The 11,077-nt window shown below is 32.3% G+C and carries 13 protein-coding genes; 12 read left to right on the top strand and 1 reads right to left on the bottom strand.

The genetic code is table 11. From position 1 onward, the window contains the following. The first annotated feature begins 308 nt into the window (after positions 1-308). The 11 genes from trpS to ACODH8_RS03515 all read left to right on the top strand — a co-directional run bounded on the left by trpS (position 309) and on the right by ACODH8_RS03515 (position 9,033). Positions 309-1,319, top strand: coding sequence for a tryptophan--tRNA ligase (gene trpS / locus ACODH8_RS03465; RefSeq protein WP_420517502.1), 1,011 nt, complete (start codon positions 309-311; stop codon positions 1,317-1,319). A gap of 30 nt (positions 1,320-1,349) precedes the next feature. Beyond that, positions 1,350-2,351 (top strand): tryptophan ABC transporter substrate-binding protein, encoded by a 1,002-nt coding sequence (gene trpX, locus ACODH8_RS03470; protein WP_332465369.1) that lies wholly within the window; start codon positions 1,350-1,352, stop codon positions 2,349-2,351. A 1-nt stretch (position 2,352) separates the two neighbouring features. After that, positions 2,353-3,231, top strand: a complete 879-nt coding sequence (locus ACODH8_RS03475) for an ABC transporter permease (RefSeq protein WP_332465368.1) — start codon at positions 2,353-2,355, stop codon at positions 3,229-3,231. Continuing rightward, positions 3,228-3,977, top strand: coding sequence for an ABC transporter ATP-binding protein (locus tag ACODH8_RS03480; protein ID WP_332465367.1), 750 nt, complete (start codon positions 3,228-3,230; stop codon positions 3,975-3,977). The genes ACODH8_RS03475 and ACODH8_RS03480 overlap by 4 nt, the downstream gene beginning before the upstream one ends. A gap of 73 nt (positions 3,978-4,050) precedes the next feature. Continuing rightward, positions 4,051-4,998, top strand: coding sequence for a haloacid dehalogenase-like hydrolase (locus tag ACODH8_RS03485; RefSeq protein ID WP_332465366.1), 948 nt, complete (start codon positions 4,051-4,053; stop codon positions 4,996-4,998). Positions 4,999-5,099: 101 nt separating this feature from the next. After that, positions 5,100-5,696 carry a VanZ family protein gene (locus ACODH8_RS03490; protein ID WP_332465365.1) on the top strand — a complete coding sequence of 199 codons (597 nt, stop codon included), beginning with the start codon at positions 5,100-5,102 and terminating at the stop codon, positions 5,694-5,696. Positions 5,697-5,712: 16 nt separating this feature from the next. Further along, the gene (locus ACODH8_RS03495) at positions 5,713-6,222 is read left to right on the top strand and encodes a GNAT family N-acetyltransferase (protein WP_332465364.1); all 510 of its coding nucleotides are present in this window, start codon (positions 5,713-5,715) and stop codon (positions 6,220-6,222) included. A 93-nt stretch (positions 6,223-6,315) separates the two neighbouring features. Next, the gene (locus tag ACODH8_RS03500) at positions 6,316-6,888 is read left to right on the top strand and encodes a CGNR zinc finger domain-containing protein (protein ID WP_332465363.1); all 573 of its coding nucleotides are present in this window, start codon (positions 6,316-6,318) and stop codon (positions 6,886-6,888) included. 205 nt (positions 6,889-7,093) lie between these two features. Continuing rightward, positions 7,094-8,164, top strand: a complete 1,071-nt coding sequence (locus tag ACODH8_RS03505; protein ID WP_332465362.1) for an NCS2 family permease — start codon at positions 7,094-7,096, stop codon at positions 8,162-8,164. A 3-nt stretch (positions 8,165-8,167) separates the two neighbouring features. Then, positions 8,168-8,716: a phosphoribosyltransferase family protein gene (locus ACODH8_RS03510; RefSeq protein WP_332465361.1), complete on the top strand. Its 549-nt coding sequence runs from the start codon at positions 8,168-8,170 to the stop codon at positions 8,714-8,716. A gap of 104 nt (positions 8,717-8,820) precedes the next feature. Continuing rightward, the gene (locus tag ACODH8_RS03515) at positions 8,821-9,033 is read left to right on the top strand and encodes a hypothetical protein (protein ID WP_332465360.1); all 213 of its coding nucleotides are present in this window, start codon (positions 8,821-8,823) and stop codon (positions 9,031-9,033) included. A gap of 42 nt (positions 9,034-9,075) precedes the next feature. On the opposite strand, the gene ACODH8_RS03520 is transcribed toward ACODH8_RS03515, so the two are convergent. After that, positions 9,076-9,822, bottom strand: a complete 747-nt coding sequence (locus ACODH8_RS03520) for a hypothetical protein (protein WP_332465359.1) — start codon at positions 9,820-9,822, stop codon at positions 9,076-9,078. A gap of 245 nt (positions 9,823-10,067) precedes the next feature. Between ACODH8_RS03520 and ACODH8_RS03525 the strand changes: the two genes are divergently transcribed. Next, positions 10,068-10,268: a cold-shock protein gene (locus ACODH8_RS03525; protein WP_332465358.1), complete on the top strand. Its 201-nt coding sequence runs from the start codon at positions 10,068-10,070 to the stop codon at positions 10,266-10,268. Positions 10,269-11,077 lie beyond the last annotated feature (809 nt).

The raw sequence follows: 11,077 nt of genomic DNA on the forward strand, positions 1-11,077 counted from the left end.
TTTTTTGAAGGTGTAGGATAAATTTAATAATTAATGAAAAGAGGCCATTGCTATGAATAAAACAAATCAAATAATTAAATTAAATAAATTTTCATGGCAAACTTGGCGTAGATAGTTGTATTTAGGCTAAATTTTTGGCGTGGATACAGCATTTTAGAATTTTTCTAAATGAGTGTATCTATGTCAGGTAAAAAAGACTTTTTGACCGCATAGATGATTATGCGGTTTTTGTTTATCTCGAAATAGAGTAGGCACAAACCAATGGATATTGGTTTGTGCCTATTTTTTATTGTTTAGGAGGAAAAAAGATGGATTCAATATATTTAACTGGTGATAGACCCACAGGCAAATTACACTTAGGTCATTATGTCGGTTCATTAAAAAATAGAATTATCGCGCAAGAACAAAAGAAAACAACTCAATATATTATGATTGCTGATCAACAAGGATTAACGGATAACGCGGATAATCCGCAAAAGATCAGACAGCATGTTAATGAGGTTCTACTAGACTATTTATCAGTAGGGATAGATCCTAGTAAGTCAACTATTTTTGTTCAATCTCAGATTCCACAGTTAGCTGAGCTGACAATGTATTATCTAAATTTAGTAAATGTATCAAGATTGTACCGTAATCCAACGGTCAAATCAGAGATGAAAGAAAAGAAATTTACGAAAAGCGTACCAACTGGTTTTCTGATTTATCCTGTTAGTCAGGCAGCAGACATAACAGCTTTTAAAACAACTCATGTTGCTGTTGGTGGAGATCAATTGCCAATGATTGAGCAAACTAAAGAGATTGTCCGAAGTTTTAATCGCACTTATAAAACCTCTACACTAATCGAACCTAATATCATTCTACCTAGTAAACAAAATCAGAGATTAAGAGGACTTGATGGACAAGGGAAAATGAGTAAATCTTTGAATAATGCTATTTACTTATCAGATGATGAAGAAACAATTAAGAAAAAAGTAATGAGTATGTATACTGATCCAAATCACATTTACATAAATGACCCTGGGAAAATTGAAGGTAATATGGTATTTGACTATCTTGATATTTTCTCACAGGATCAAAATAAAGTGGCAAAACTGAAAGAAGAGTACCAAAAAGGTGGTTTAGGTGATGTTAAAATCAAACTCTATCTAAATGAGGTTCTCCAAGAGTTATTATCTCCTATTAGAAAAAGGAGACAGAGTTTTGAAAGAGAAGAGGAGTATCTAAAAGAAATATTAAAATCAGGTTGTTTATTAGCAGAAGAAAAAGCTGATAATACCTTAAATGAAGTGAAAGAAGCAATGGGAATCAATTACTTTTAAATAAAAACAAGTTGTTAGGAGAAATGGATAATGAAAAACAAGAAATTATTATTAGTCGTAGGAGCAATCGGATTATTTTTAATAGGAAGCTTTATTAAAGATAATAAAGAGATGGAAGAAAAAGAGAGAAATGATTTACCTGTCATTGGTGTTTTACAATTTGTAAGCCATCCAGCATTAGATGATATTTATCAAGGGATGATAGATCAACTAAAAAAAGAAGGGTATGAAGATGGAAAAACAGCTAAAATCGTTTTTCAAAATGGACAAGCAGACCAAAGTAAGTTAACTAGTATGAGTCAGCATTTGATAAATGAAAAAGCTGATATTTTAGTAGGCATAGCAACACCTTCTGCTCAAGCCTTAGCCAATCAAACCTCAGACATCCCTATTATTTTAGGAGCTATAAGTGATCCTAAGAGTGCGGGACTTGTAGAAGATAATAATAAACCAGGTGGCAATATCACAGGAGTAAGTGATCAATCTCCAGTTGAAGCACAACTAGAATTAGTTAATAGCTTGTTACCTAATAAAAAGAAAATGGGTATCTTATATTCATCTGCAGAAGATAATTCAAGTTCTCAAGTAAAAAAAGTAAAAGAACAAGCTGAAGGACAAGGCTACCAAGTATCGGAGTATGCTGTCCCTTCTACAAATGAAATTTCTCAAATGATGCAAGTTTTAGCAAGGGAAGTAGACTTATTATATATTCCCACAGACAATACAATGGCCAATGCGATGCAAACTATTGTTGATGTTGCCAATCAATATAAACTTCCAGTCATTCCATCTGTAGATACAATGGTTGAACAAGGAGGACTTGCTACTGTGGGGATTAACCAATACGAATTAGGTGTTCAAACTGGCAAGATGGTAGCAGAGGTATTAAAGGGAAACAGTGTACCAGCAACAACACCTATCTATACGTTTGAGACAGGTGATATTATTATCAATCAAAAACAAGCAGAGTTTTTAGGAATTTCAATTGATAAAGAAATACGTGATAAAGCAATTATTAAAGGAGGAGAATAAAATGATAGTTTCAGCAATTGCACAAGGCTTTTTATGGGCCATATTAGGATTAGGGATATTCTTAACCTTTAGAATATTAAATTTTCCAGATTTAACCACAGAAGGAAGTTTTCCTCTAGGAGGAGCTGTTTGTGTCACAGCAATCACTCAAGGAGTCTCTCCTTTTATAGCAACTCTCCTAGGTGTACTAGCAGGAATGTTAGCAGGATTAGTTACAGGGTTACTTTATACAAAAGGAAAGATTCCTATTATTTTATCAGGTATCTTGGTAATGAGTGGTTTAAATTCAGTTATGCTATTTATTATGAAATCTCCTAACCTATCTTTACTCAATCAGGACAAAGTATTTGATGTCATTAATTTTTTACATTTACCACCTAACTATGACAAGATTGTTATGTCACTCATTATATTAGTAATTGTTATTGGTGGTATTCTCCTATTTTTAAATACACATTTAGGGCAAGCATACATCGCCACTGGGGATAATGAAGAGATGGCTAAGTCATTTGGTATTGAAACTGATAAAATGAAAATCTTAGGACTGACAATCTCTAATGGGATTATTGGCTTAGCAGGAGCCATGATTGCTCAAAGCGAAGGCTATGCAGACGTCAATAAAGGAATTGGTGTAATTGTTATCGGATTAGCCTCTATTATCTTAGGAGAGTTACTCTTTGGAGAATTAACATTAGCTGAAAGACTGATAGCTATTGTAGTTGGTAGCGTCTTGTATCAATTACTTATCTTATTAGTTATCACCTTAAAACTAGATACTACTTACTTAAAACTCTATTCGTCTGTGATATTAGCAGTTTGTTTAATGGTTCCTCAAATAAGAATTAAGTTATTGCCAAATCGAAAAGAGGTTAAAAAATGAAAAACGTATTAAGTATCCAAGATGGGTATAAAGAACTAGAATCTGGAAATGTTATTATGAATAAACTAAATCTTGATATTCAAGAAGGAGATTTTGTGACTATTCTAGGTGGAAATGGAGCTGGAAAGTCAACACTGTTTAATAGTATAAGTGGGAAAATGTCTTTAACGACAGGTCATGTTTTTATTAATGAGACGGACGTCACGAGATTAACAGAAGAAAAAAGAGCTGAATTTATTGGTCGAGTGTTTCAGGATCCTAAACAAGGAACTGCCCCTCGAATGACAGTTGAAGAGAATTTGTCATTAGCTAGTCTTAGAGGTAAAAAGAGAGGTTTAACATTTAGAAATATAAAAGAAAAAAAAGAATACTATTATGAATTATGTAAAAAAGTAGGGAATGGACTAGAAAATCACTTAGAAACACCTGCAGGTAATTTATCAGGTGGTCAACGACAAGCATTAAGTTTACTGATGGCAACCTTAGTCAAACCGCAAATATTACTTCTAGATGAGCATACAGCAGCACTGGATCCTAAAACAGCGAATCAAATTATGCATTTAACCAAAGAAATAGTAGAGGATAATCAACTAACTTGTTTGATGATAACCCACCGAATGGAAGATGCTTTAGTCTATGGAAATCGCTTGATAGTACTTCATCAAGGGGAAATCAAATATGATATTCCGAAAGAAGAAAAAGAAAAATTAACCCTGCCAGAGCTCTTAAGTTTTTTTAATGAATAGGATTACTTATAGCAAGCCAATATCTTTTCTTATATAATAAAGATAACTAATGAATAAGGGAGTCTTGATAAGAATGGTAAAACGTCTATTAAGTTGTACAGCAAGTGAGATAAAAAAAATGACACCAATGGAATTAAAACAATCAATTAAAGCTTCAGAAGGTCGTATTATTTGCTCTGAAAATGTTGCTATCTCTCAATCGGTTGCAGGTGGCATTACAAATGCAGAGCTTGCGGCTTCATACGGAGCAGATTTAATTTTATTAAATGCTTTTGATGTATTTAACCCTGTTGTTATGGGACTTCCAGGCAGTGAAAATTTACAAGATATTATAGATGAAGCAAATGACCCTCTTCACTTGAAAAAGAATCCTATTGATCAATTAAAATATTTAACTGGTCGTCCAGTTGGCGTGAATCTAGAACCAGTAGATTTAAATTCTAAAATGAACGAACCCCTTCAAGAAATTTCAGAAGGAAGAAAATGCACGAAAGAAACCTTACAAGAAGCTCAAAAACTTGGGTTTGACTTTATCTGTTTAACTGGAAATCCAGGGACAGGTGTGACTAATGATAAAATAGCAGACGCGGTGAAACTAGCTAAACAACACTTTTTTGGTTTAATTATTGCTGGGAAAATGCACGGAGCAGGTGTTGATGAGGAAGTCGTTAATATGAAAGCAATAGAATCTTTTATTAGCACTGGAGCTGATATCATTCTTTTACCAGCAGTTGGAACAGTACCTGGTGTGACCGATGAAGATGTCAGAGATGCAGTGAAGTTAATCAGAAAATCAGGTGCTTTGTCTATGTCAGCTATTGGAACAAGTCAAGAAAGCTCTGATCAAGAAACAGTTAAGCAAATCGCTATTAGAAATAAGATTTGCGGAGTAGATATTCAACATATTGGAGATGCTGGCTATAGCGGCTTAGCACCTGTTGAGAACATTTATGCATTGTCAATTGCCATTAGAGGTTTGAGACACACAATGAACCGAGTTGGAACATCAATCAATAGATAAATAGAAACATAAAATTATTATGTTAACCGAATTAAATAATTCTAAAGTCTCATGTTAAAAAGGACCTTCTTAGATATAATATTATCTGAGGAGGTTTTTTTATGTTGAGTATAGCGACAGCATTTATTCTTATTACAATATATAATTTTAAGCAACAGAAACTATTTGAACGCGTTTTAAAATACAAGGAACAAGCTCATTATGTGATTGGTTATTTTTTCATGTTTTATCTAGTGGTGATGTTAAAAGAAATCATTGGTTTTCCTAGTTTATCTAATTGGAGACGAGTTCTAAATGTTCAAGGAAATATATTTGATCCTAATATTAGTTTAATTCCTTTTCAACAAGGCATCTTGTATTCGGATTACTTGAATATTCTTATGTTTATTCCATTAGGGATTATATTGCCATTAATGTGGCGAAAATATCATCAGTTTAGCAAAACTCTATCTTATGGTTTTGGACTATCATTATTGATTGAAATTAGTCAACTATTTACAAGATTTAGAGCAACGGATATCAACGACCTTATTATGAATAGTTTAGGAGTATGTATGGGGTGGTTAATTTATCGTATTTTTTCAAAACTGATTTTGAAGAAGATTGATCCAATACCATTGTTTCAATCTAGTCGATTTCTCGCATTTGAACCGAAATTATACGTCTTAATTGCTGCAGTTGCTAGCTTTTTAAGTTAGAGGAGGATTTAATTTTATGATTCAACTACTAGAAGTCGATCAAGTATCAGATATCGATTTAATGAATATTAAACAAGAATTTCTTAAAAATAAAGAAATTATACATGGTTGTAATGGTCTGACTAATTTTAAAGAAATCAATCAGTGGAGAAAATATGTACAGAGATTAGAATACAATCCTCCAAAGTCCCAAGTAAAAACCAAACAATTTATTATAAGTGATAATTCTCGTTATCCTTTAGGTGTTATTGATTTTAGATTTAAATTAAATGACTATTTACAAAAAGAGGGAGGACACATTGGTTACTCCGTTAGAAAAAATGCTAGAGGATTAGGTATTAGCAAACAAGCTTTAGAACTTTTATTAGAATGGATCAAAAAAGAAAACATCTTAAGTGAGGTTTTATTGACCTGCCAAGAGAATAATTCGTTCTCTAAAAATACGATTTTGGCTTGTGGTGGAAGATTGGAAAGAGTTATAGTTGTCAATAATAAATTCGTTGAGCATTATAAAATCATGATATAACCATTCGCACTATCTTTTACAGGTTATATCATGTTATAATTAACCCGAATTACACTAATCAACAGGTTAATTATACTTAAAAGGAATGATGAAATGGAAAATCTGCCAAATATTACTGAGAACTTAGCTTTGAATTTTTGTAATTCTAAGCTTCATAGAAATGGAAAAATAATCGAATTTATTCATAGTATTGAAGATCTGAGTAGATGGTCAGAGATTCCATTAGACAATCAAGATGAATACAATAGGCAACTTTCTATCTTTCATTCTTTTGTTGAAGAAATCGATTCAATTGATGAATTGCTGACTTTTAGAAATGAACTTCATGAGCAACTGAAACAATGTGCTTTGGATTCACATGAATTAGCTAAATTAATTGAGCTAATTGAAAGTTATTTGTCCAACCAACCCTTTCGAATTATTTTCGTTGAAAATTGGGAACCATTATTGGTTCCGATTAATATGGGAATCGAAGGAATAAAAACTTTAATGTATCAATCCTTAATGGATTTATTAAAAAGTAAAGAACTTTATAAACTAAGTTGTTGTGCCAATCATAATTGTCCGTTGATCTTTATTAATCATAGTGGCAGAAGAAAATGGTGCTCAATGAAAATTTGTGGTAATCGTAATAAAGTGGAACGCTATTTAAAGAAAAATGAGTAAAAGAGTGCAGCTAAAATTATAGTTGCATTCTTTTTTTGTTCGTTAATTCGTGTATCGTTATAGTTCTTTTATACAAAACGATAATAATATGAAATTAAAAGCGAACGTTTGAAGTTATTTTAATTAAAATAGATAAGTTTTTGTTGTAATAAACAATTCTCTCGTTTAGAATAGTCGTATATTTAAGGAGAAAGAGGAGTGTTTTATGGAATTTTTTCAAGATATACTAGCTGCTATTGGAGTTGTTATTAATGGTATTCCCCAGGGGATTTTAGCATTATCATTAGGATTTGCAGCATTTCCGACAGCTTTGGCCTTTGGTTTTTCAGCTATAGCTAATGCAGTGACTGGCTCAGTAGCACCGATTTCATTTCAAGTGGAGTCAATTACAGTAGCTGGTGCTTTAGGAGGTAATAAAAGAGAGCGTATTTCGATAATTCTTTGGGCTGCTGTCATTATGACGGTCATCGGGTTGTTTGGATGGATGAATACCTTAGTTGATTTTATGGGAAATGATATTACATCAGGAATGATGGCGGGAGTTGGTTTCATACTAGCTAGAACGGCTATTAAAATGACCCGAAGTAACAATGATGTTGGTTGGTTATCAATGATATCTGCCATTTTAGTTTATATTTTTACAAAAGATCTTGTTTATACCATCTTAATTTCAGTCGTCTTATCTACGCTTTACTCTGTTTATTATAAAAAAGCAACAATTGAGTTACCAGATGGTGTAGGAGATCAGAAACTTTCACTTATTAAACCTATGTTTACAGGAAGAATATTACGTGGAGCATTAGCGTTAGCTTGTTTAAATATTGGCTCTAACATTTCTTTCGGGATGATTACAGGAAGTATGGCAGGCGGTGAAACAAACCCTGTTAATATTGATGTGTTAACAGTTGTTAGTTCTATTGCAGATATTATCTCTAGTGCTTTTGGTGGTGCTCCTCTTGAGTCGATTATCTCAGCAACAGGTAGCGCTCCTCATCCTGTATTTTCAGGTGTTTTGATGATGCTTATTATGGCAATTATTTTAGCCACAGGTGTTTTACCTAAATTAGGTAAATATGTACCAACTGAATCTATTGCTGGTTTCTTATTTGTTTTAGGAGCCTTTGTAACAGTTTCAGGGAATATTCAACCAGCAGTGAGTAACAATCCTCTTGTAGGAAGTGTGACAATGGTTGTTACAGCTTTATTTGACCCATTTTTTGGAATGTTAGCAGGTTTAGTGATTAAATTTATTTTACCAATGATAGGAGTCGTGTAAAACATGAAAAAAACATATGAATTAAAAGTAGCAGGCCTTAGTAGACAGTTACCCATAATAGAAGTGTCAGATGATTTAGCTATTGCATCATTTGTTTTATTAGGTGATGCCGAAATGACAGTTAGAGCATCTGAAGAGTTAGCTGAAAAATTACCTACTGACATTGATTATTTAATGACCGCTGAAGCTAAGGGGATTCCATTATTACAAGAACTTGCAAGAGTTTTGAACTACGAAAAGTATATTGTAGCTAGAAAAAGTATCAAAGCGTATATGGCTTCACCTCTTGAAGCCTCAGTTGTTTCGATAACGACACAAAAGGAGCAAACTCTCTTTTTAGATGGACATGATGCCGAGGCGATTATAGGAAAAAAAGTTGCTATTATTGATGATGTTATAAGTACAGGTGAATCACTACAAGCACTTGTGACACTTGCAGAAAAGGCAGGGGCACAAGTTGTTGCTCAAGCTGCTATTCTAGCAGAAGGAGACGCAGCAGATAGAAACGACATAATTTTTCTAGAAAAGCTTCCACTATTCCCATTAAAATAAACAAAAGAATATACTTGGGCTGAAATAAAACGTATACTAAAATAGATTATGAAGATTAATTATCTAATACATATAATAAAAATAAACGAATAGGGGATTTTTTCATGTGCTGGAAAGGCAACAAATATAATTTAACGGCAGGTATCTTGATTATTTCGTCATTAATTATTTTGACTATTTTAGATCAAACGATTTACGCTCAACTAGGATTCAAAATAGCAGCACTTATGCAGTTTGTCGGGATATCTTTAGCCGTATATAATATGATTGCAACCAAATGGCGTTATTATAAAAGTAGAAAACAAGCAAAAAAATAGTAGCAAAAAGCCTAACAAAACTAAATTTGTTAGGCTTTTTTATTACCATTCTTTACTAAAAAATAGTGAATAATCTTGTTTAGAAAAATCACTTAACTCAATGCTACAGTCTTTAAAAGCATCTTCCCAGCTAGGGTCACGTGTCTCTTTGTATCCTTTTTCAGCTAGTAAGTAGTTTTCTGTTTTTAGAATCCAAACGATGGCTTGTTGATTAACTAACTCAGCTACACGATTAGATATTGTCACATCATCTGCATTAGTAGTGCTTAGTTCTTCGATTAATTCAGTTACAAAGTTGATAAACATTTTGCCAGTAATCGCGTGATCCCAATGTAACATGACATTAGAGTTTAATGCTTTATCATCTTTTGCTAATGCTTTGTTTAATTTAGCTAAGTCTTGGTCATTTAAATTCTCAGCAACTGAAAGGAAGCTAGGTTCTTCAATTTGGTCAATAATAGTGTCCATACTGATTTTTAAGCTATAATCATGGTTACGCAAATCATCAACTCCTAAACTCTTAGCAAATGTTGCTGCAGCATCAGATACTAAAATGTTGAAGGGAAGGGTATTACGCCATGAAGATGTCATTGCAGTGATTGTTTCAGTTACAAGCATTTCAGTAAGGCGTTTTTGATCTTCGTTTGTTTCATTATTTAATTTTGTAGTTAATTCTACAGCCACTTTTACTAGCTCAGTAAAGTAAGCAGTACGGCCATTAATAACGATATCACGGTTGTTACGAATAACTTCAAGTGATACAGGTTTATTTTGTATATTTTTATTCAAATTTTCCAGCTCCTAAATCTATTTTTGCACTTAGTTATTATAGCATTATTTTAAAGTTTAAGTTTAAAATAATTAGAATATCTTTATTTTAACGATTATAATACATTTAAACTTAAAAAGTGTTGCATTATAACACGTTGAGTGTTATTCTAATAGAGTAGTATTTTGAGCGTTATAGGGTCATTAAGTTAACTCCTATTAGCAACACATTTATTGCAGTAATTTTAGAATAGGAGGAAACAAACATGGCATCAGGAACAGTTAAATGGTTTAACGCAGAAAAAGGTTTCGGTTTCATCACTCAAGAGAACGGAGAAGACGTATTTGCACACTTCTCAGCTATCCAAAGCGAAGGATTCAAAACTTTAGAAGAAGGTCAAGCAGTGACTTTCGAAGTTGAAGAAGGACAACGTGGACTTCAAGCAACTAACATTGAAAAAGCTTAATTAAATTTAAACTTAACAAAAGACACTTAGGAGATTATCTCTTGAGTGTCTTTTTTATTTCTATACTTAAAATGTTGTTTAGAGCAAAAAAAAGGACCGATCTATGATTTCTCACAAATCGGAAAGCTTATAATTCTTTTAGAATTACATGAGTAACTTAACGGTAACGCTCAGTACATTATACATAGTTCAGAGCTATAAGGAAAGATATTTGATTGGATTAAAAGTGATACGCCACATATATAAACTAGTCTAGAGTTAAACCCCGATTTTTTTATTGGGTATCAGGTATAGGAAGTGTATGAACAGCAGGAATGAAATGAAAAGAATATTGATATCTGTGTCTATCAAATTAATATATCAGAAACATAACATAGAATTGATAGCTAGAAAAAAGTTATAAGTTATGTCTATTGAAATTGAATTTGTTTGAAAAACGTTTTTCATCAGGTATGATAAGACTATTATTTTCCATACTTCAAAATAATAGTCAAAGTGGTGGTAGGTTAAGCATTCCTTTTAATAAAAATATTATTGGTTTACATAATATATATTAAACCAAGTTAAATATAAAGTTTAAAGAGAGGCTATTTTCTTAGTTTTAATCAATTTCATTTGATTTACTATATCTTTATAGATAAGTTCTTTATATACTTAGTTTATATTATGCTTGGGAGGTATTGGTTGCGTCAAGAATTATGTGTAAATGGAAAAAACCATTCTGTCGGTTAAGTTAAAACATTGATTCTAATGTATCTTGTATTTCTTTAAAACCTTTATGAATCCGACACAAAAATTTCTGATTATAG

Source organism: Vagococcus fluvialis (genome assembly GCF_048815235.1).
Taxonomy (GTDB): domain Bacteria; phylum Bacillota; class Bacilli; order Lactobacillales; family Vagococcaceae; genus Vagococcus.

Excerpts from the sequence above, each read along its gene's own strand:
- trpS (WP_420517502.1), top strand. The coding sequence starts at position 309 with ATGGATTCAATATATTTAACTGGTGATAGACCCACAGGCAAATTACAC.
- trpX (WP_332465369.1), top strand. The coding sequence starts at position 1,350 with ATGAAAAACAAGAAATTATTATTAGTCGTAGGAGCAATCGGATTATTT.
- ACODH8_RS03475 (WP_332465368.1), top strand. The coding sequence starts at position 2,353 with ATGATAGTTTCAGCAATTGCACAAGGCTTTTTATGGGCCATATTAGGA.
- ACODH8_RS03480 (WP_332465367.1), top strand. The coding sequence starts at position 3,228 with ATGAAAAACGTATTAAGTATCCAAGATGGGTATAAAGAACTAGAATCT.
- ACODH8_RS03485 (WP_332465366.1), top strand. The coding sequence starts at position 4,051 with ATGGTAAAACGTCTATTAAGTTGTACAGCAAGTGAGATAAAAAAAATG.
- ACODH8_RS03490 (WP_332465365.1), top strand. The coding sequence starts at position 5,100 with ATGTTGAGTATAGCGACAGCATTTATTCTTATTACAATATATAATTTT.
- ACODH8_RS03495 (WP_332465364.1), top strand. The coding sequence starts at position 5,713 with ATGATTCAACTACTAGAAGTCGATCAAGTATCAGATATCGATTTAATG.
- ACODH8_RS03500 (WP_332465363.1), top strand. The coding sequence starts at position 6,316 with ATGGAAAATCTGCCAAATATTACTGAGAACTTAGCTTTGAATTTTTGT.
- ACODH8_RS03505 (WP_332465362.1), top strand. The coding sequence starts at position 7,094 with ATGGAATTTTTTCAAGATATACTAGCTGCTATTGGAGTTGTTATTAAT.
- ACODH8_RS03510 (WP_332465361.1), top strand. The coding sequence starts at position 8,168 with ATGAAAAAAACATATGAATTAAAAGTAGCAGGCCTTAGTAGACAGTTA.
- ACODH8_RS03515 (WP_332465360.1), top strand. The coding sequence starts at position 8,821 with ATGTGCTGGAAAGGCAACAAATATAATTTAACGGCAGGTATCTTGATT.
- ACODH8_RS03525 (WP_332465358.1), top strand. The coding sequence starts at position 10,068 with ATGGCATCAGGAACAGTTAAATGGTTTAACGCAGAAAAAGGTTTCGGT.